Genomic DNA, 20311 nt, shown 5'->3' on the forward strand with positions numbered 1-20311 from the left:
CACTTTCTCGCTGGCTGCCGCGATCATCTCGCACCGGGCCTTTCACTTGCCAGGAAAATGCCGCATCACATCGGTCAAGAACCCAGCTGCGGTCGTTGTGTCGAAATGTGAGCGGCGGGTCCGCATGGTCACCGTCGTCGTGCCGGCCGCGGTCACCGCACCGAACGCGACCCCCGATCCACCCCGCGCGATCGGGAAAAAGGCCAGCTCCGTCACCCGCCCCGCCGCGCTAACACTGCCCACATTGGACACGAGGAAGGTGGCGGCGATCCGGTCGGTGAGCGGTCGTGCCAGTCGACACACCGTGCGGACAAGCGGCGTCCCGGGCGGCTCCGGCTCGATCGGAGTGTGAGCGAGCGCGGCACCAATCCGCTCGGCGTCGGTGTCCTGCCCCACGGGCAGCAGCAGGTACGCGCTGGCGTCCACCGGATCAAGCACTCCGCCCGCACGACGAGACGCACCGATACCAGCTACCATCCTGCCGTTCTCCCTGCGGTGGGAACGGTTCCAGCCCGCGACGGTGCGGGCGACGGCCGCCGTGAGTGTTGGCGTGCGCAGTCCAACCTCGGGGGTGCGCACCGCGACGAGGGTGTCGCCGTCGACGGTGTCCACTGTGGATGAAAACGTGGCGCTCGGATCGATACCGCGGTCACCGGCCAGCCCGACACCAGGCGCGATCCGTGCGGTCGGGCGCAGCACGGCATCCGCGAGCCTGCGGGCAGCCGCGCGAGCCAACGACGTCGCGGCGACGTTCGCGCTGAGCCCGGCCACACTGCTGGCGACAGGGACATCGAGCGCACGGCCGAGCAGCGCGAGCAGCCCGAGCCCGTCTACCGCGCTGTGGTGCGCGGCGAGTAGCAGCAGCGGCTCCGACTCCCCCACCGCGACACGCACGAGCGGATCACCGTGGTGGTACGGCGTGTCGGCGAGCACCGTACGTACCGAGCCCAGCGTCGCCTCGGTCACCGGGGTCACATCGGGCGCCGGGCCAAGGTGCGGATGCTCCACCATGGTCGCGACGAGCCGCTGCGCCACCTTGTCCGGATCAACCGGATGCGTCAGCCGCGCTTGCAGCAGGATGCTCCAGGACACTGAGGTGTCCCCGCCATGCGCGAGCACCGTCTCGGTCCGTGTCACCGTCCCGCTGAGCGGGTGCCGTAGTCGATGTCGTTGTAGACGTTGTTCGCGCCGATATTGTTCTTCAGATCGACATTGGCATCCGGATTTCCAGCAGCCGTCAGGCCAACACCGGCGGCAATGGCGACCGCGAGTCCTGCCAGCACCGACGTCAGGACACCTACGAGCTTGGCCACTTGACCCCCTCGACTTCGGACGTGGCGGACAATCTATCGCGACCGCGTGGCCAGGGACAATATGCGACGAGCAGAGAACTACCGATGAGTAGTGCGGCTACGCCATGCGCGAGCGACACTGGTACCAGCGGCGGCGTGAACTGCTGCGGCCGGCCGATATCGCCGGGCACCCGATAGAGCGACAACCACTCGCCCCGGTACTCGGGTGTGAGCCGGTCGAGCAGCGCGGGCTCGACGTCACCGGGCGTGCCATGCTCGACGAGCACCCAGCCGACGCCGACCGCGCCGAGGTCGCCGTCGGTGGCCAGGGTGCGACGGATCTGCTCCGCTCTGGGGTCCTCGCCGGGGATCGGTGCGCCGTCGACGTAGAGGGTGTCACCGATGACCACGCCGCGCGGCAGGAACCGAGGCGCGGGGTCGTGCATCGGGCGGTGGTCGTTCCAGGCGAACGCGCGGTACGACGCGAAAGGCAACGCGACGACGTCTCCCTCGCGCGGATCGTCCGCCAGACGTTCGGTGACGATCCGCCAGTCGTCCGGATAACGCACCGGCTCCAGCCGTCCGAACCCGGCGAACGCGAGGTCGGGCAGCAGCACGAACGGTGCTACCGCGGCCACCGCGAACAACGCCACCCGCTGCCATCGCACGCGCAGGTACCGCGCGGCCTGCTCGATGGCGAGCGCGAGACCGAGCGCGAACGGCACCGCCCACAGCGCGACCCACTTCTGGCCGTCCCGCAGCAGCCCAGCGCCCGGCACCGCCTCGACCAGCCAGCGCAGCAGGTAGGCCCCGTACGGCAGCGTCCCGAGCAGTGCGAGCAGCACCCCGGCAGCACCGAGTGCGAGCAACGACCGCGCGGGCGTGACGCCGATGCGACTGGCCAGTACCCGCTGCCCCAGCAGCGCGAGGACGACGAGCGCCAGCGTGAACACCGGTACCAGCGGCACCGCACGGCTGGCAGGCACGACGTCGGCGTTCCACAACCCGCCGAGGCCAAGAACGCTCACCACGGGACCGGCCCAGTTCTCCCCACGCGCGGCGAACGCGGCGACGGCGTCCGGGCTCGACAAGGCGTCACCACCGCGCAACAGCGACGGGACGAGCCATGGCGCGTTCAGCACGGCGGCGACACCGCCGACCACGGGGGCGCGGCGGATACCGGACGCGGCGAGCGCGACCAAGCATGCGATGACGCCTCCGGACGGCGTCAGCACGGCAGGCGCGATCGCCAGCACCAGTTTCGGCAGCGCGCGCGGCTCGCCTCGCCGTAGCGCCAGCCCAAACGCCACGATCCACGGCAAGCAGGCGTAGGCGATCAGGTACGGCCAGTGCCCGATGAACAGCCGCTCCGCGACGTATGGCGTCCAGCCGTAGGCGACGGCGGCGACAAGGCGCGTGCCGGTGGACATCGTCGGCACCAACCTGCCAGCGCCCAGCGGCGCGGCGACGAACACACCGAACAGGATCAGTTTCTGCAAGACGTCACCGGGAATGATCGTCGTGGCGAGCGCGAGCACCGCGTCAGCGGGTACCGATCGAGGCAACGCGGAGCTGACGCCAATCACATCCGGTAGCAGCGGTTGCCTGGGTGTGAACACCATGTCGTAATGGAGTACGAAACCACCGGGCAGTACCGGCGCGAGCGCGAGCAGGGCAATACCAACGGAACAGATCGGCAAGACCATTCGATGCAGCGATCCTGCACCGTTTGGACCCGAATTCCGCACTAGATTTGCCTCCGATGATCTCGCGGTTAGAGTTTCGTGGAACTACCCTTTGGTAACAGAGGTCCGATATGACGCGAGTTGCTGCGGGACTCCGCGGTACTGCTAAGCGAGCGCAGGTCGACACGCTGATCGTCGCCATCGCGTTCGGCACGAGCAATATCGGCGCGTATCTGCTCAACGTCATCGCGCCCCGGTTGCTCAGCCAGGCCCAATGGGGCGAGTTCGGGTCGCTGCTCGCGATCCTCGTGGTCGGCGCGGTACCCGCACTGGGGCTGCAGACGTTCGCCGCGCTGCGCGTGGCCAAGCTCCGCACCGGCGAGACGACCAGCACCCACCTGCGTGACCTGCCACAACGTGACCTCGGTCAACTCTTCACCATGGCGCTCACCGCGAGCGCTGCCGTCACCGGACTCCTGATCGCCGCGACACCGTTGCTGATGATGCTGCTGCACTTCTCAACGCCGTGGCCGACGTTGTGTGTAGCGGTCGCGTTGACTGGCGTGACCTGCAACGGCATCTTCCTCGGCATGCTGCAAGGCGCGCAGCGGTTCGGCGCGCTGGCGCGACTGATCATCATCGACGGCCTCGGCCGCACCGGCGCCGCGCTGGTCGGACTGCTGGTGTTCGGCACGCCAACCGGGGCGCTCGGCACGATGGTCGTCGGGACACTGCTCGTCGCGACGACCGGCTGGCTGATGTGCGGCAGGCCGCCGCTGGTCAAACGGCAGCCGGGACACGTGAGTGAGGTCTTCCACGCTGGTCAGGCGCTGCTCGGGCTTGTTCTGCTTGTCAACTTGGACCTGATCCTCGCGCGGCATCACCTGCCGCCGGACGCGGGCGGCGAGTACGCGGTCGGTTGGGTGATGACCCGCATGGCCTACTGGCTGCCGTACGCGATGGCCGTCGTCGCGCTGCCCCGGCTCGCCGACGCCGAGCAGCGACGTCGTGTCGTACCGATCACGCTCGGGTTCTGCGCCGGCCTGAACGCGCTCGTCGTGCTGGTCGCCGTCGTGTTCGGCAGCGACATCGTGACGCTGATCGGCGGTGGCGGCTACGCGGCGAGCACCCTCCCGCTGTGGGCGTTCGCGCTGGTCGGCTCCCTGCTGTCGCTGGTGCAGATCCTGCTGTACTCGCGCATCGCCAGCGCGGACCGTCGCTCGACGGTGCTGGTGTGGGTCGCGGTCGGCATCGAGATCGCCCTTGTCACCGTCTGGCTGCACGACTCGCTGCTGGAGATCGTCACCGCGGCGGTCGCGACGACAGCGGGACTGGTGCTGACGAGCGCGCTCATCGAGCTGCGTCACAGCCTCCTCTCGCGCCACGGCAACTTCGCCATACCCCAGACGCCGCGGCTCTGACGTCTCATGATCCACTCGGCGCGGCGGGTGGTTCACGCGGTTCGGCGTTGCCCAGCGGTGGCGGCAGATACCGCTCAACGCACGCGGCGACGACGGCCGCGAGAGCGACCAGCATCGCGCCTTGGGCCAGCCAGCCGTACGCCCACTCCTGGCCGTTGCCCAGCAGCCGCCCGGTGACCGCCGTCAGTGCCGCCGTCACCATCCCGGCGACGGCCAGCACCCTCGGTGCCCGCGCCCACAACGCCGCCGCGAGCAGGCACGCGAGCAGTGCGATGACGGCGGGCACGCCGCCGATCGCGAGGAGCAGCACACCGAGCGCCACCGTGATCGCCCGCGTGCCGCCGGGTGCGGTGCTGATCGACGTCAACCGCCGAACCGGGACGAACAGCACGACCAGCAGTGCCATCGCGGCGAGCGCACCGATCAACAACGCCTGCCGGTAGTGGGTGTCCGGATCGAAGCTCAACGTCACCGTCGTCGCGTCGCCCGCTGGCAGCAGCCACGCCTGTTGCCAGCCGTCGACCCTGGTGCGCCGCAACGGTTCGCCGTCCACGGTGGCGACCCAGCCCTCGTTGGCGTTCTCCGGCACGGTCAGCACCGCGACCTTCCCCGCCGCGACGTCCAATTCCCGATGCGCGATGTCCCACTGCCGCACGGTGACGGCGCGGGTGACGACGGGCCCATCGGACGCCGCCGGGTCGGACCCGGCCACACCATCCGGCCCGGTGGACCGCGCCGGACGCAACCACAGGTCCTGCACCACGAACGACGGCGACTCCCCGCCGCGCACCTCATGCGCGCCCGGGGCGAGTTCGATCCCGCCCGCGCTGTCCTCGCAGGTGTCGAACCGCCGCTCGCGATGGGCGTTGACGTCGCCGACGGTGCCGGACACCGACGTCGCGTACTGGAAGCCGTCCACGGTCACCGGTGGGCCCGACCCGCACGGCACGGTGAACGGCGTGTCCGGGCCGACCCCGCCGAGCAGGTCGCCGGCGCCGTCCAGCGACAGCTCGGTGATGCCGGTCGTTCCGTCTGGCCACGTGATGCCCGCGTCGTTCGGCCGCGGCGGGGGCGCGGTCAGGTGGATGTCCAGCTGGTCGGTGACGAGGTCGATCGGCGCGCGGCCCCGCTCGTCCAACTGGACGGTCCGGTTGGTGGTCGGCGTGCTCAGTACGACCTCGACCGGCCGCGCGGCGCCGGACGACTCGTCGGTGCGCAGTCGCAGCCCAGTCAACTTCCTCGGGCCTTGCCAGCGCAGCCGCAGTGTCGGCTTGGTGTCGGTAACGTCGGCGATCCAGGTCGTTCTCGGGTTGCCGTCGACGGCGGCGAGCGGCCCGGCTGCCAGATCACCGGCCAACGTCGTCGACGCCGACAGCTCGACGCCGGGCAGTGACACCGGGTGGTTACCGCCGAACGACGGCAACACCGAGCCGCCGAACTCGTACCGGGTCGTCACCGGTGTCCGCAGCAGCCGGTGCAGGCCGTGCGGCTCTTCGCCGAACCGGGTCAGCCCCGCGTCGCAGCGCTGGCCGCCGGTGCCGGTCACGCAGGCGTAGCGCGGCAACGGCCCCCGACTGAACGAGAACGCGAGCGGCTGGTCCTCGGCAGGATCGACGTCGCCGGGCACGCGCAACGCCCGCTGCGGTGTGACACCGGGGATCGCCAACTCCGCGATGCCGACGTTGCCGGTCTGGCGGTTGGCGGCGACGTCGAGGATGGTCACCCGGACGTTGCCAGTAAGCCCGCGCGCGACCGGGAATCGCGCCACCGGCTCGTTGGTGGGCACGTCGTGCTCGACGGACCCGGTGTCGGTGGTGATCCGCACGCGCGTCACCGGCCAACCGACCCTGCGGTCATCGACCAGTCGCAGCGTCACCTCCTCAACCAGCCGGGGGGTGTCGAGCTCGACGTCGAGCCATTGCCCCTGCGGCCCGTAGAAACTGGACGACTGCCACGCGGTGTAGGCGTTGCCGTCGATGGCGGCGAACGGCTGGCCGGATGGGTCACTCATCCGCACGGCGTCGGCGTAGCTCACCGAGGACGACGCCGTCACCCCGCGGATGCCCTGGTAGTCCGCCAACGTCTTGTGGCTCAGGTCCGACACCGGCAGCAGGTCGAGCGCGGGCCGATCTTGCCGTGGCTGTTCGTCGACGGTCATGGTCTGGCTGAGGTTGGCGCGGACCCTGCCGACGTTGCGTTCCCGATGTCGCAGTCCGTCCGTCGCGAGCCACCGGCCGGTCCGCACGCCGTCGGCGTCCCCGGCGAGGATGGTGGGCTCGCCGGGGCGGAGCAGTCCGGCGTCGAGCAGTCGCAGCACCGACTCCGGCCCGCCGCTGACCGTGGCGACGTCGTCCAACCGCACCGCCGTAGCGGTCGGCACGGGCCGGGTGACCTGGTAGACCTCGATCGCGCGCGCCGGCTCGGCGTCCAGGTCGATGCCGCTGACGATCGGCAGTTCCGACGGCCGCAGCTCCGGCCCGAAGGCGGTCACCCGCTCGACGCCGTCCGATCTGGACAGCGCGGCACGCAGCACGCTCAGCGGTGGTGCGGAGGTCGTCTCGCGGTCGATGTCGTTGCGCAGCAACAGGAAGCCGTGGCCGGATCTGGCGAGGAACGTCGCGAGGCCGTCGCTGCCCCTACCATTGGCGAGCGTATTCTCCACCGCGTCCATCAGCCGCGTGTTGCCCTCGGAGCCGAGCGGGATCTGGCTGCGCATCGCCCAGGACGACGCGGCGAGCGGCTGCACCGGCTCGTCGACAGTCTTGCCCCAGTCGTATTCCCCGAACCCGGTGCCTGGCACCAGCAGCGTGCGGGTGCCCTCGCTGTTCTCGCCGAGCCAGTCCATCGCGGTCGTCCAGTACTCCGGGATCTCCTGCCAACCGGGGCCGGGCCGCAGCGTGCCGGTCCACGCCGGGGTCGCCACGATCGCGACCAGCAGGAACCCGACGCCGAGCCGCGCGCGCCGCGCCCACACCGCCGCCGTCCCGCGCGCCGCTCCCCGAGCCATGGCAGGCAGCACCCCCGTGATGGCGTGCGCGAAGGCCAGCATCAGCGGCAGGCGCAGGCCTGGCTCGAACTTGTGGACGTTGCGCAGCGGGGCGAGCGGGCCGTCCAGCAGGTCGCGAACGGTCTCGGCGAACGGGCTGTCCAGCGTCCCGACGTAGCCGATGGTCAGCAGCGTGACACCGGCGAACACGCCGAGGATCAGAAACGGCCGCTCCGGCAGGCCCGGCCGTAGTAGCCCGAACACCGCGACCGTCGCCAGCAACGCCGTCGCCAGCATCAGCACCGGGTTGTCGACAAGGAGATAACCCGACGGCCACCACGCCGTGCCCTCGTAGACGTAGGCGACCCACTGGTTCGTGCCGCGCAGCACCTGCAACAACGACGTCGGTGACGTGGTGTTCGCGGACGACTCGACGTAGTCGATGAACGGCAGGCTGTACTGGCCTAGCAGCAGCAACGGCAGGAACCACCACAGCGCGGCGAGGGTCACCGACCCGGCCCACCAAGCGAACAGCCGCACGTGCTCGCGGGTCCAGCGCCGCGTCAACAGCCACAGGCCGGGCAGTACCAGCGCCATGACCACAGCGGCGCCGTTCACGCCGCCCATGCACAGCACCGCGAGCGCCGACAGCGCGGCGGCCTTGCGTGGCGAGCCGATGCGGTCGACGTTGACCAGCGGCAACATCACCCATGGCAACATCACCGCTGGCAACATCTCGGCGGAGACCGGACCGATCTCGGTGAGCATCCTCGGCGCGAGCGCGTAGCCGAGCGCGGCGGCGTAGCGGGCGGGCTCCGAGCCGATCCGCAACGCCCGCGCCAGCGCGAGCGCGCCGAGAAACGCCACACACAGCAGCAGCGCGCACCACAGCCGCTGCGTGATCCACGGCGGAATGTTCAGCAGGTCCCCCGCCGCGAAGAACGGGCCCATCGGGAACAGGTAGCCGTAGGCCTGATTCTGCAACTCGCCGCCCGAGGCTTCCGGGTTCCACAGGTGCAGCGAGCGGGCGAGGAAGTCGACCGGATTGACGACGAGGTCGAGCTTGGTGTCGAACGTCGTCCTGCCCGGCAGTTGTAGGAACGAGAGCACGGTAAGCGCGAGCAGCACCCACGCTGTCGGTTTCCGCCACACCGCCACCAGCGACATCAGATCACCGGCCGTCCGACGACGACGTCTGTGACGCACACCGCGGCGACCCGCGTGTTCCGCTTGATCTCGATCCGGCCCACCACGCCGTCGATCGGGATGTACAGCCGATTCTCGCCCTTGTCGAGATCAACGCGGATTCTCGTGCCGCCCGCGATCACGGTGGCGGGCCCACCTCGCGCCGTGAAGTACCGCAATCGCGCCAACCGCCTGCCATCGACAGTGGACGTCAGCGGAATCACGCTCCAGCGGTCCCGCACCGCGTAGCCACACTCGTCGACCGGCCCAGGCATCCCAGGAACGCCATCGACGATCCCGGTCACTTCCGTCGGCCTGCCAGCCCGGTCAAGGAGGTAGATCTCATCGTCGGGTTCGTCGAATCGGGGGGAGTTCTCGAACTGCCCAAGCACTCGTGACGTGACCCCATCGGAACCGAACCATGGCGTCATCACATCGCGCGGCACGGGGGTGTCGTACAGCACGATGTCGCCGCGCGCCGCCAACGCGGCGCGCGCGGTGGTGACGTAGTCACGTGAGGTCGAGAACCGCATGTCGGGTGCCAGTTGTGCCGTGCTGGCCGTCGCGCCGATCGCTACCGCCAGCACCACGACGACGAGCACCGGGGCACCGAGACGCACCCTCCGCGTCGGCACCGGAGACGTCGCGTGCTGGCCACGCGGCGTGAGGAAGGCGAACGCCCCGCACAGCACCATCACCAACACGGCGTCGGCGATATAGCGCATGTCCATCCCAATGGCCGGTCCGAGCAGTGCCAAGCGCTTGGCGGCGACCAGCCCGACGTCGATGACCAGGTACGTGCCAAGCAGTGCCCAGGCATAGATCGCGCGTCGGCGGCCCCGCCACCACCCGGCCACCAGCACGCCGACCGCAACCACGACGGCGAGCACTTCGAACGCCAGTGGCGGCATGGTCAACTGAGGAACGCCTTCCCCATCAGGCGCGCTCACCGGCAGGCCAAGCGACGGCACGAGCAGGCTGTCGACGATCATCCGCCATGCCAGTCGCGGCAGGCCATCCTCCGCCACCGGCGCCTGCGACGAACCGGTGGTCACCGCGAGATAGAGCCCGCCATAAGCGGCCAGCAGCGCGCCGTAAGCCAGCCACAGGCGCAGGTGTGAGCGCACCGCCCAGGCGATCGGTGTGCGGTTCCCGGCGGGCGCCAACAGAACGGTGATCCCGAAGAGCACCAATGGGATCAGGCCTGCCTTTTCGTAGAACAGGAGACCGACACCCGCCCACAGCAGTCCCGCGACGGCCTGGCTGGTGCGACCGTCCAGCAGATATCCGGTGTGGGCGAACAGCGCGCTGACCATGGCCAGCATCGTTGGCAACAGCTGAACCCCGTAGGCCCACCACATCGTCGGCGTCAGGACAACGGGCGAGCAGGTGAAGACCACGAACGGCAGCAACAGTGGCCACCGAGGTCCGAACCACCGCACGAGCAGCAGCCACAACACGACCGACGTCGCCGCCTGCATGGCGAGTAACGGCAGCATCGCGACCGCGAAGTTCAGCGGCGCCACCTCGGTCACCACCCAGGCCAGCGCGAACACACCCGGCGAGAGGTGCTCGTTGTAGTCCTGGAACAGATACGCCAGGTCCAGCCCTTCGGTGGCGGCGCGGTAGGTGATCAAGAAGTCGTCGTGGGCGAAGAACCCCCGAAGCGCATACCAAGCGTGCACGCCGAACGGCACGATCGCGGCGATCATCGCGGCACAGTGCACCGCGCCGTGGTTACGCCACACGCGTCAGCGTCCCGAGTCCGGTTTGCACGCGGGCGGCTGGCACAACAACTTCGACAGCGCCGCGTAGAAGACGTCCTTGATCTTGCTGGGGTCGGGCGTCGTGAACGCCTCACCACCGGTCGCCGCCGCGATCTGCTCCAACTCCTTCTTATCGACGTCCGGACCGATGCCAATGCCAATGACCTGCAACGGACGACGCGGGTCGCGGAGCTTGCGCAACTTGGTGAGCAGCTTCTCCCGGGTGATGCCCTCCGGGTAGGCGTTCTCGCCGTCGGTCAGGACGACGACGATGTTGATGCGGCCCGCCTCCCAGTTCTCGGTTGCCTCGCGGTACGCGGCGAGCGTGCTGTCGTAAAGCCCGGTGTTGCCGCCGATCTGGTCCGCGGCGGAGCGCAGTCGCGCGATGCCGTCGCCGCTGAGGTGTTCCCGCACCTGGCGCACCGGCAGCAGCTCGCGGTACGGCTTGGTGCCGTCCAAGTAGGTGGAGAACAGCCAGAGCCCGATCTTGGTCGTCGGTTTGAACAGCCGCAGGCCGAGTTCCGCCGCCTCGATCGTCGCGGCCATTCTGGTCTTGCCGGTGCCCGGCACGACGGCGCCCATCGAGCCGGAGACGTCGAGCAGCACCTGGATGCGGGCACTGAGGTTCACGCCAGCCCACTCGTTCAACAACTGCCGCACCTCACCGGCGTCCGGCAGCGCGACCGGCCGCACCGCACGCGACGACGTCCGCTCGCCACGTTTCCGCAGCGCGATGCCCTCCGGCGTGCGGAACCCCGCGTCGGCGAACGCCTCCGAGAACCGTTGGCTGATCAGACGGTCGAGGAAGTCCTTGGCGGCGGCGCGCCGTTCGCCGGTGGTGTCCGGCAGCACGATGTAGGGGAAGTCCAGCGCGGGGATCGGCTGCTCGGGATAGCTGGCGACCAGATCGGCGGTGCGCGCCTCGACGTTGTGGGTGAGCAGGTCGAACTCCGTTGTCGGGAAGGCGTCCAGCGGCTCGGTGTCGCCCGACTTGCCCGGCAGCCTTTGGTAAAGGGTGGACGGCTCCTCGGCTACGTTGGCCGCGACGTGCCGCAGCGAGGACGTGTACGCCTTGCCCGGTCGCGGCGCGTCACCGGCGAGGTGCTTGAGCGCGATGAGCGCGGACAGGCTGGCCGGATCCCACGCCGGGTCCGCGATGCCGACGTCGAAGTCCCCCGCGTCCGGCCCGACCACCGCCGACCAGCGCGGCGCGACGGCTGGCCAGCCGAGCTGCGTCGCGGCGTCATCGGTCAGCGCGAGCACGACTGGGGTACTCGCGATCGACGTGCCGTTGACGGGGACGTCCCAGGCGCCCTTGTCGTTGGCGTGCTGGAGCCACATCGTGGATTCGGGAATCCAGACGTCCGGCGGCTTCGTCCCCCGCGACAGCACGAGTGACTCGGCGGCGACTTCGGATTCCCGCGCGGTGACGTGCACGCGATAGCAGTCGTCGCCTTCCTGCTGCGACACCGTACGCGCTGCCTGCCGCACCACCGGCGCGATGTCGGTGGCCGCGGTGACCGTGATAGCGGTGTCCGATCCGCAGCCAGCCGCGCGCAGCTCGTCGACGAGGAAATCGAAGGCGAACCAACCGACGAGGGTGAGCACAAGCAGCGTGCTCAGCACGATCACGCGCGCACGCGGGGGACCCGCCGAGGCGTGTCGACCCATCGGCTTCGCCCTCCTCGCTCGTGACCCTCATCCATTCTCGTCAATTCCGCACGTCACGGAACGTCCGAACATCGGTATTTGCCTGCGCCATTCGCACCAAGCAGGGCCAGATGATCACGCCGCGTTGCGAGTGGTTACCGCTCGGTAGCGCGCGAGGCCCTGCCGCGCGTGTCTCACCTTCCCGGCCGGATGAAGTTGATCTGAAGACACTTCGGTCGTCATTGCGACGTAAACGTCTTCAGATCATCGCGAGCCGAAACGCTGGGAGACCGAGAAGCGGCCCAGACAAGCGAAAAGGGCCCCGCCGAAGCGGGGCCCTTCGATGTGGGCGAGGAGGGAGTTGAACCCTCACGTCCTTTCGGACACACGGACCTGAACCGTGCGCGTCTGCCATTCCGCCACTCGCCCTGAGTGCTGAACTAGCTTAGCAATGGCTTCGATAGCACGTTTCAGGGGGTGTTCCAGTGAGCCAGGGCCACCGACCCACCACCCACAGTGGCGCACGCAACACCAGCCCCAACTCGGGTTGACAGCGGTATCACCCCGCACTGGCACAGTGGGACAACGAGAGCGTCACCACAGAGTGTTTCCAGGATGGCGAGTGCCGAACCGGCCGCACACAGATACGATCGGACCGTGAAGGAGCGCGCGAAGGAGGGCGAGTCCCGGTGGGCCGTATACAGCGCTTTGACCGGCGTCTTGAGGGCATCGTGGGCAACACCTTCGCGCGCATGTTCGGTGGCAATGTCGTCACCCAGGAGGTGGCGCAAGCCCTTGAGCGTGAAAGCGAGGACAATGTCCGCGAGCTCGCTGGTGGGCGGTTACTCGCACCTAACCACTACATCGTGTCCCTCGGTCCTACCGACCACGACCGGATGTCCGGTGACGAGCGCCGTGTTACCAGGGTGCTCGCGAATGCTGTGGCGGAACATCTCGCAGAGCACGGTTGGGACACCTATGGTGACGTCGTAGTCTCGCTAGAGCGCAACGACGCGCTGCATACTGGGCAGTTCCGGACCCGATCGTCCGTGGACCCCGATATCGCGGCAACCAACATGGGACGCTCAGGACAGGAAGCACCACCCCGCAACGCAGGAGACCGAGCAATGAGTCAGCCACCCGGCTACGGCCACTACGACCAGGGCGATCCGTACGGCCAGTACGGCTACGGCCAACCCGGCTACGACCAGCAGGGCGGGCAGCCAGGTTACGACCCTGGCTATGGCCAGCCCGGCTACGACCCCGGCTACGGACAACCCGGTGGGCAACCTGGCTACGACCCCGGTTACGGCCAGCCCGGCTACGACCCCGGCTACGGACAACCCGGTGGGCAACCTGGCTACGACCCCGGTTACGGCCAGCCCGGCTACGACCCCGGCTACGGACAACCCGGTGGGCAACCTGGCTACGACCCCGGCTACGGACAACCCGGCTACGACCCCGGTGGCTACGGCGCACCACCGCCTCCGCCCCCTCCGGGTGGTCAGCCCGGGTATGACCCCGGCGGTTACGCGCCACCTCCCGGCACTCCCCCCGGCGGGCAGCCGGCCTACGACCCCGGCTACGCGCCGCCTCCGGTGCAGACCGGCGCCCGGCCGATGGCCGCGACGCTCATGCTCGATGACGGCTCCAACCGCAGCTATTCCCTCAAGCAGGGCAGCAACGTCGTTGGCCGTGGACAGGACGCCGACTTCCGGTTGCCGGACACCGGTGTGTCGCGCAGGCACCTCGAGATCACCTGGGATGGCCAGAGCGCGACACTGGCTGACATCGGCTCGACCAACGGGACTACCGTGAACGGGACGCCGGTGCAGACCTGGCAGCTCGCCGATGGCGATGTGATCCGCGTCGGGCACTCCTCCCTGACGTTCCGAACACAGGGCTGACGCGAGGTTCCTGGCCTGACCGGGCGATGATGGAAGCGGGAGTGGACTTACTCAGGTGCCAGAGCTTGTCGTGCAGTTGACCAGAGCAGGGTTTTTGGCCCTGCTCTGGTTATTCGTGCTGGCCGCTCTGCGGGTGGTGCGCTCCGATCTCTACGCGGCGTCCGGCCTCAAGGTCGACATCCCGCATTTCCGAAAGAAACCACAACCCCAGAAAGCCGGCGGCGGCAAGTCACCGGGCAAGCTGGTCGTCACCCACGGCGCGCTTGCTGGTACCAGGATCGCGCTTGACGGCCGACCGATCCTGATCGGCAGGGCGGACGACTCGACGCTCGTGCTCGACGACGACTACGCGTCGACGCGACACGCACGCCTTTCGTTGCGTGGCACCGATTGGTACGTCGAAGATCTGGGATCGACGAACGGAACGTACTTGGATCGGGCTAAGGTCACAGCACCACTCCGAGTACCCCTCGGTGTCCCCATCCGGATCGGCAAGACGGTGATCGAGCTTCGCCCATGACGCTTGTGCTTCGCTACGCAGCCCGCAGCGACCGGGGTCTGGTTCGCTCCAACAACCAGGACGCCGTGTACGCAGGCCCTCGCCTGCTCGCTCTCGCCGACGGAATGGGCGGCCACGCGGCAGGGGAGGTCGCGAGCAAGGTCGTCATCGCAGCGCTGGCCCCGCTCGACGACGACGAGCCGGGCGACGACCTGCTCAGCCAGCTCCGCGAATCCGTGATCGGCGGCAACAACGCCATCGCCGAACTTGTGGAGAACGAGCCCGAACTCGAGGGCATGGGCACCACGCTGACCGCGATCCTGTTCTCCGGCAGCACCCTCGGCCTCGTCCACATCGGTGACTCCCGCGCCTACCTGCTGCGGGGTGGTCAGCTCACCCAGATCACTCACGACGACACGTTCGTGCAGAAGCTGCAGGACGAAGGCCGCATCACCGAGGAAGAGGCGGACTCGCACCCGCAACGGTCGTTGCTGCTCAAGGCGCTGACCGGCCACGAGGTTGAGCCCAGCCTGACGATCCGCGAAGCACGGGCAGGCGATCGTTATCTGCTCTGCTCCGACGGTCTCTCCGGCATGGTCAGCAGGCAGACGCTCGAAGAGGCCATCAAGATCACCGACGCGCAAGAGTGCGCCGACCGGATGATCGAACTCGCGCTCAAGGGTGGCGGCACGGACAACGTCACCGTCATCGTCGCGGACGTCGTCGATGTCGACTATGGCGATGACGCCCCGATCATCGGTGGGGCCGCTGGTGACGGCAGCGACGAAGGTCATCAGGGTGACTCGCCCGCCGCCAGAGCCCGAGCGCTGAATCCGCCCCCGCCGACTCGGCCCGTCGAGCAACCGGAGCCACCCGACCCAAAAGCGCAACGCAGCAAGCGCATCAAGCTGATCGTCGGGCTGGCGCTGGTGCTGCTAGTCCTCGCCGCCGCGACGATAACGACCCGGTTCTTCGTGATGCAGCAGTACTACGTCGGCGTCGACGAAACGGGTGAGGTCACCGTCTTCCGTGGCATCAAGGGCAGCATCCTCGGCATAGACCTGAGCTCGGCCGAGGCCGACTCCTGTGCGGGCCTGAGCGCGGCGTGCGAACCGCTTATGGCGGACGACCTAGTCGAGAACGTGCAGGACGTGCTGCGCAACGGGGTCGAGAAGGACAGCCTCGACGACGCCAAGACCTACATCCACACGCTGCGCTCGCGCTCCAGCTTCCACCGGGATTCGGAGGACGAGACCGTGGCCTCGCCATCGCCGATCCCCGGACCGTTCCCCGCGCCGACCACGACCGACGCCGACGACCGGACCGGTGGGCAGACGACCGGCGCCGACCAGGATGGCGGTGGCTGATGAACCGGCCAGTGGGTCTGGTCGGTGGGCGGGAATCCGAGGCGGCAGCGACCAATCCTGGCGGTGCCGCCCCCACCACCCGACGCGGCACGGAACTGCTCATGCTGGCGTTCGCCGCCGTCATCATGACGGGTGCGCTCGTGCTTGTCGACGCCAACCAGGAGCAGGAACTCACCCTGGCCATCGTGTGGTACGGGCTCGCCTACCTGGGCATCTTCGCCGCGGCACACCTCGCGGTACGGCGGTGGGCACCCTATGCCGACCCACTGATCCTGCCGTGCGTGGCGCTGCTCAACGGCATTGGCCTCGTCATGATCTACCGCATCGACCTCGCGCTCGCCGAGCGGGCGACACAGGTCGGCAGGGACTTCACCGGGGTGGCTCCCCGCCAGGTGATGTGGACGGTGCTGGCACTCGCGCTGTTCCTCGCCGTGCTGATGGTGATCAAAGATCACCGCACGCTGACCCGGTACTCCTACACCGCGGGCCTCATCGGCCTCGTACTGCTCGCGCTGCCTGCCGTGCTCCCCAGCGCGATCTCCGAGGTCAACGGCGCGAAAGTGTGGATCAAGTTCGGCCTCTTCAGCATCCAGCCGGGTGAGTTCGCGAAGATCCTGCTGCTGATCTTCTTCGCGTCGTTCCTCGTCGCGAAACGCGACCTGTTCACGGTGGCGGGGAAACGGGTGCTCGGCGTCGAGCTGCCGCGCGCGCGAGACCTCGGACCGATCATCATCGCCGCTGGCGTGTGCCTCGGCATCTTCGTGCTGCAGAAGGACCTCGGTCCCGCACTGCTGTTCTTCGGCGTCGTGCTTATGCTGCTCTACGTCGCGACCGAGCGGTTCATCTGGGTAGCGGTCGGCCTGAGCATGTTCGGCGCGGGCTGCCTACTCGCGTACACCCTGTTCACTCACGTCGAGCAGCGCGTGGCGAACTGGATCGATCCGCTGGAGACCTACGACGAGCCGGGTGGCGGTTACCAGGTCGCGCAGGCGCTGTTCGGGCTCGGCACCGGTGGCGTGATGGGCACCGGCTTGGGCGCGGGCCGTCCCGAGACGGTGCCGGAGGCCAACACCGACTTCATCCTCGCCGGCATCGGCGAGGAGCTGGGCTTCATCGGCCTCGCCGCGGTGCTGATGGTGTACCTGATACTCGGCATGCGGGGTATGCGCGGCGCGCTCGCCGTCCGCGACACCTTCGGCAAGCTGCTCGGCGGCGGTCTCGCGTTCGCGCTGGTGATGCAGGTGTTCGTCGTGGCAGGCGGGGTCACCAAGCTGATCCCGATGACCGGCATCACCTCGCCGTTCCTGTCCTACGGCGGGTCGTCGCTACTGGCGAACTACATCCTGGTGGCCTTGCTGCTGCGCATTTCGGACGCCGCTCGCAGGCCGCAGCCACAGGCCAGGCAGCGTCCGCAGCAACAGCAGCCGCCGATCGCGGAGGCGCACACCGTCATGGTGCAGGCGCCCAGCGCAGGTGGCGGTGTCGGTGAATCCGACCTACCCCCTGCCCCACCGCCCCCGCCACCTAACGGCTCTGGTCCGGCGACGTATCCGGGTCCAGGCTCGGATGGCGCCCCCGCGCCGGGCCCCGCCACTCCGTCGAATCGTGGCGGACACTCCGGAGCAGCCAACGGCACCAGCAACGGACCAGGCGCCGACTCGGCGGGCGGTACTGATCACGGCAACGGCACGGAGGGGGAGTCAAAGGCATGAACACTCCCCTGCGCCGGGTGGGGCTCACGATGCTCGCCATGGTGGTGCTGCTACTCGCCAACGCCACCTACATCCAGGTCGTCAAGGCGGAAGACTACCGCGACGACTCCCGTAACCAGCGGCAACTGCTGTACGAGTACAGCCGCGAGCGGGGACAGATCGTGTCACAGTTCGGCGGCACGATCCTCGCGCAGAGCAGCAAAACGAACGACCGGCTACAGTTCCTGCGCGAGTACCGCAACGGACCGATGTACGCGCCGATCACCGGCTACTACTCGTGGCGCTACGGCTCGGCGGGCATCGAGCGCGCCAAGAACGACATCCTCACGGGTGAGGACGCACGGCTGTTCGTGCGCAAGCTGTCCGACATCATCACGGGACGAGACCCGCGCGGCGGCCACGTGCAGGTCACCATCGACCCGACTGTGCAGCAGGCCGCCTATGAGGCGATGACGTCGCGGGGATTCACCGGTTCGGTCGTCGCGCTCAAGCCGGACACCGGCGAAATCCTGGGGATGGTGTCGACGCCCTCGTACGACCCGAACAAGCTGGCCTCGCACGACGGCAATAAGCAGGAACAGGCGTGGGCCTCGTGGAACTGCGATACGTCGGCGCCGAACTGTAACCACAACAACCCGATGCGCAACCGCGCCATCCAGGAAACCTACCCGCCCGGCTCGACGTTCAAGCTCGTCGTGACGGCGGCCGCGCTGGAGGATGGCGCGACGGCGGACACCCCGGTCGAGAGCGCGAGCAACGTCGTGTTGCCGGGCACCAACAACATCACGCTGGAGAACTTCGCCGGCGCGACCTGCCCCGGCTCGACGTTGAAGGACGCTCTCGCGTACTCGTGCAACACCGCGTTCGCCAAGCTCGCCGATGAACTCGGCGCGCAGAAGTTGCGCTCGACGGCCAAGCAGTTCGGCATCGGGATGGACGACCTCTCGATCCCGCTCGACGTCGAGGAGTCGCACCTCGGCCCGCTCGACTCGTCCGCTGTGCTCTATCAGAGCGGTATCGGCCAGCGCGACGTCCGGCTCACGCCGTTGCAGGACGCCATGCTCGCCGCGACGATCGCCAACGACGGCATCGCGATGAAGCCGCAGTTGGTAAAGGAGCTGCTCGCGCCGGACCTGTCGACGCTGGAGGAGTTCGACCCGGAGGAGCTGACCGGCGAGCGCGCTCTGAGCAGCGAGAACGCCGACGTGCTTCGCGACATGATGATCGCATCGGAGGCGAACACCAGCGGAGAGGGCAAGCGCTCCGACCTCACCATCGCGTCCAAGACCGGCACGGCAGAGCACGGCAACGACCCGAAGAACACCCCGCCGCACGCCTGGTATACCGCCTTCGCGCCGGCGGAAGACCCGCAGGTCGCGGTCGCGGTGATCGTGGAAAGCGGCGGTGACAGGGGGCTCGCGGCCACCGGCGGCACCGTCGCCGCCGCGATCGGACGCCTGACCATCGACGCGGCGCTGGGGGAAGGCTAGATGGCGATCACCTCGGGGCAGCTGCTCGCCGAGCGGTACCGACTGGACAGTCGGATCGCCGTCGGCGGCATGGGCGAAGTGTGGCGGGCCAGCGACACCAGGCTGGACCGCACCGTCGCCGTCAAGATCCTGAAGGCGGAGCTGTCAGGGGACGCCGAGTTCCTGCACCGCTTCCGTACCGAGGCACGCACGACGGCCTCGCTGAACCATCCTGGTATCGCGGCGGTGCACGACTACGGCGAGGCGGCGTCTGGCGTGCCCGGCACCGACGGCGCCGAGGACAACCTTGCCTACCTCGTCATGGAGCTTGTCGACGGCGAACCCCTCGCCACGCTGCTCGCCCGCGCGGGCCGGATGACCGCCGACCGGCTGCTCCCGATACTGGAGCAAGCGGGTAGGGCGTTGAACGCCGCCCACGAGCGCGGGCTGGTGCACCGTGACATCAAGCCAGGCAACATCCTCGTCGTCAGGGGCGGCGACGGCACCGACACCGTCAAGCTGACTGACTTCGGCATCGCCAAGGCCGCCGATGCCGCACCGGTGACCCGCAACGGCATGGTGATGGGCACCGCGCACTACATCGCCCCCGAGCAGGCGACAGGCAAGGATGCGTCGCCCGCGAGCGACGTCTACTCGCTCGCGGTGTGTGGCTACGAATGCCTCGCGGGAAGACGGCCGTTCCTGTCGGAGAACGCGGTCACCGTTGCGATGATGCACATCCGCGACCTGCCACCACCGCTGCCGCCCGACGTCCCGCCGACGGTACGGGCACTGATCGAGTCCACGTTGGTCAAGGACCCCGCGCTGCGCTACGCCGACGGCGGGGAGTTCGCCAACGCCGTCGCCGCCGTCCGGCACGGCCACCCACCGCCACTGCCCGTCGGGGCGACGACGACGCCACCGCGCGGAATCCCGACGCAGCCGGGCCCCGGTTCGCGGCCGAGGATGCACCCGGTGGCGCCCGTGCCAAGCGGTGCGTTCCCCATGCCGCAGCCCTCGCAGCGTGGGGCGTCTCGCAGCCCGTTGCTGTGGGTGCTGCTCGCCATCATCAGCGTCGGCTTCATCGTGATGGCGGCGCTCATCGTGCCGATGCTGATCGACAACATCGGTTCGGGCGGTGACGAGAACACACCGGCGACGGCGCCCACTACCCTGCCCGCTGAACAGCAACCGACTGGTGCTGGTGCCGAGCCCACCGAGGTCAGGCCCTTCGGCCTCGCGGTCACCCCAGCGGACGACAATGAGCGTTACCCCGATGAGGCTCGGCATGGCGCATGATGAACAGGACGACAGTGCGATGAACCACGACACGCACGGCACCGCGACGTACCGGACACCTGACCCTGCCACG

Annotated in this window: 13 protein-coding genes and 1 tRNA gene; 7 read left to right on the forward strand and 7 right to left on the reverse strand. The window is 68.7% G+C overall.

Going from position 1 to position 20311, the window contains the following annotated elements; genetic code table 11:
* Positions 1–42: 42 nt before the first annotated feature.
* The 3 genes from ACFQGD_RS00595 to ACFQGD_RS00605 are packed head-to-tail and all read right to left on the reverse strand — an operon-like array spanning position 43 to position 2998.
* Positions 43–1137 carry a hypothetical protein gene (locus tag ACFQGD_RS00595; RefSeq protein ID WP_345392096.1) on the reverse strand — a complete coding sequence of 365 codons (1095 nt, stop codon included), beginning with the start codon at positions 1135–1137 and terminating at the stop codon, positions 43–45.
* Complete coding sequence (locus tag ACFQGD_RS00600; protein ID WP_345392099.1) at positions 1134–1313, reverse strand: DUF2613 family protein; 180 nt, start codon at positions 1311–1313, stop codon at positions 1134–1136. The genes ACFQGD_RS00595 and ACFQGD_RS00600 overlap by 4 nt, the downstream gene beginning before the upstream one ends.
* Positions 1298–2998: an MmpA family trehalose lipid delivery protein gene (locus ACFQGD_RS00605; protein ID WP_345392102.1), complete on the reverse strand. Its 1701-nt coding sequence runs from the start codon at positions 2996–2998 to the stop codon at positions 1298–1300. The genes ACFQGD_RS00600 and ACFQGD_RS00605 overlap by 16 nt, the downstream gene beginning before the upstream one ends.
* Positions 2999–3108: 110 nt before the next feature.
* Here ACFQGD_RS00605 and ACFQGD_RS00610 point away from each other — a divergent pair, with 110 nt between their 5' ends.
* Positions 3109–4398, forward strand: a complete 1290-nt coding sequence (locus ACFQGD_RS00610) for a lipopolysaccharide biosynthesis protein (protein ID WP_345392105.1) — start codon at positions 3109–3111, stop codon at positions 4396–4398.
* Positions 4399–4402: 4 nt separating this feature from the next.
* Here ACFQGD_RS00610 and ACFQGD_RS00615 read toward each other — a convergent pair whose 3' ends face one another.
* The 4 genes from ACFQGD_RS00615 to ACFQGD_RS00630 form a co-directional block, all read right to left on the reverse strand.
* Complete coding sequence (locus ACFQGD_RS00615) at positions 4403–8551, reverse strand: alpha-(1->3)-arabinofuranosyltransferase (protein ID WP_345392108.1); 4149 nt, start codon at positions 8549–8551, stop codon at positions 4403–4405.
* Entirely contained in the window at positions 8551–10281 is a 1731-nt protein-coding gene (locus ACFQGD_RS00620) for a hypothetical protein (RefSeq protein WP_345392110.1), read from the reverse strand. The genes ACFQGD_RS00615 and ACFQGD_RS00620 overlap by 1 nt, the downstream gene beginning before the upstream one ends.
* A gap of 39 nt (positions 10282–10320) precedes the next feature.
* Entirely contained in the window at positions 10321–12006 is a 1686-nt protein-coding gene (locus ACFQGD_RS00625; RefSeq protein WP_345392113.1) for a substrate-binding and VWA domain-containing protein, read from the reverse strand.
* Between the two features lie 325 nt (positions 12007–12331).
* Positions 12332–12414, reverse strand: a tRNA-Leu gene (locus ACFQGD_RS00630).
* A gap of 260 nt (positions 12415–12674) precedes the next feature.
* Between ACFQGD_RS00630 and ACFQGD_RS00635 the strand changes: the two genes are divergently transcribed.
* Genes ACFQGD_RS00635 through ACFQGD_RS00660 form a run of 6 tightly spaced genes read left to right on the forward strand, consistent with a single transcriptional unit; the run spans position 12675 to position 20238 of the window.
* Positions 12675–13892, forward strand: a complete 1218-nt coding sequence (locus tag ACFQGD_RS00635) for a DUF3662 and FHA domain-containing protein (RefSeq protein WP_390183407.1) — start codon at positions 12675–12677, stop codon at positions 13890–13892.
* Between the two features lie 55 nt (positions 13893–13947).
* A complete protein-coding gene (locus ACFQGD_RS00640; protein WP_345392119.1) occupies positions 13948–14412 on the forward strand; it encodes an FHA domain-containing protein FhaB/FipA in 465 nt (154 codons plus the stop codon).
* Positions 14409–15758: a PP2C family protein-serine/threonine phosphatase gene (locus tag ACFQGD_RS00645; RefSeq protein ID WP_345392122.1), complete on the forward strand. Its 1350-nt coding sequence runs from the start codon at positions 14409–14411 to the stop codon at positions 15756–15758. The genes ACFQGD_RS00640 and ACFQGD_RS00645 overlap by 4 nt, the downstream gene beginning before the upstream one ends.
* Positions 15758–17470, forward strand: coding sequence for an FtsW/RodA/SpoVE family cell cycle protein (locus ACFQGD_RS00650; RefSeq protein ID WP_345392125.1), 1713 nt, complete (start codon positions 15758–15760; stop codon positions 17468–17470). The genes ACFQGD_RS00645 and ACFQGD_RS00650 overlap by 1 nt, the downstream gene beginning before the upstream one ends.
* Positions 17467–18960 (forward strand): peptidoglycan D,D-transpeptidase FtsI family protein, encoded by a 1494-nt coding sequence (locus ACFQGD_RS00655; protein WP_345392128.1) that lies wholly within the window; start codon positions 17467–17469, stop codon positions 18958–18960. The genes ACFQGD_RS00650 and ACFQGD_RS00655 overlap by 4 nt, the downstream gene beginning before the upstream one ends.
* Positions 18961–20238 (forward strand): serine/threonine-protein kinase, encoded by a 1278-nt coding sequence (locus ACFQGD_RS00660; RefSeq protein WP_345392131.1) that lies wholly within the window; start codon positions 18961–18963, stop codon positions 20236–20238.
* Positions 20239–20311: the final 73 nt, after the last annotated feature.

This window comes from Haloechinothrix salitolerans (genome assembly GCF_042662605.1).
In the GTDB taxonomy this organism is placed as follows: domain Bacteria; phylum Actinomycetota; class Actinomycetes; order Mycobacteriales; family Pseudonocardiaceae; genus Haloechinothrix_A; species Haloechinothrix_A salitolerans.

What these genes read in the sequence shown, in the direction of transcription:
- ACFQGD_RS00605 (WP_345392102.1), bottom strand. Translation starts at nt 2,998, where the DNA reads ATGGTCTTGCCGATCTGTTCCGTTGGTATTGCCCTGCTCGCGCTCGCG.
- ACFQGD_RS00610 (WP_345392105.1), top strand. Translation starts at nt 3,109, where the DNA reads ATGACGCGAGTTGCTGCGGGACTCCGCGGTACTGCTAAGCGAGCGCAG.
- ACFQGD_RS00615 (WP_345392108.1), bottom strand. Translation starts at nt 8,551, where the DNA reads ATGTCGCTGGTGGCGGTGTGGCGGAAACCGACAGCGTGGGTGCTGCTC.
- ACFQGD_RS00620 (WP_345392110.1), bottom strand. Translation starts at nt 10,281, where the DNA reads ATGATCGCCGCGATCGTGCCGTTCGGCGTGCACGCTTGGTATGCGCTT.
- ACFQGD_RS00625 (WP_345392113.1), bottom strand. Translation starts at nt 12,006, where the DNA reads ATGGGTCGACACGCCTCGGCGGGTCCCCCGCGTGCGCGCGTGATCGTG.
- ACFQGD_RS00645 (WP_345392122.1), top strand. Translation starts at nt 14,409, where the DNA reads ATGACGCTTGTGCTTCGCTACGCAGCCCGCAGCGACCGGGGTCTGGTT.
- ACFQGD_RS00650 (WP_345392125.1), top strand. Translation starts at nt 15,758, where the DNA reads ATGAACCGGCCAGTGGGTCTGGTCGGTGGGCGGGAATCCGAGGCGGCA.
- ACFQGD_RS00655 (WP_345392128.1), top strand. Translation starts at nt 17,467, where the DNA reads ATGAACACTCCCCTGCGCCGGGTGGGGCTCACGATGCTCGCCATGGTG.
- ACFQGD_RS00660 (WP_345392131.1), top strand. Translation starts at nt 18,961, where the DNA reads ATGGCGATCACCTCGGGGCAGCTGCTCGCCGAGCGGTACCGACTGGAC.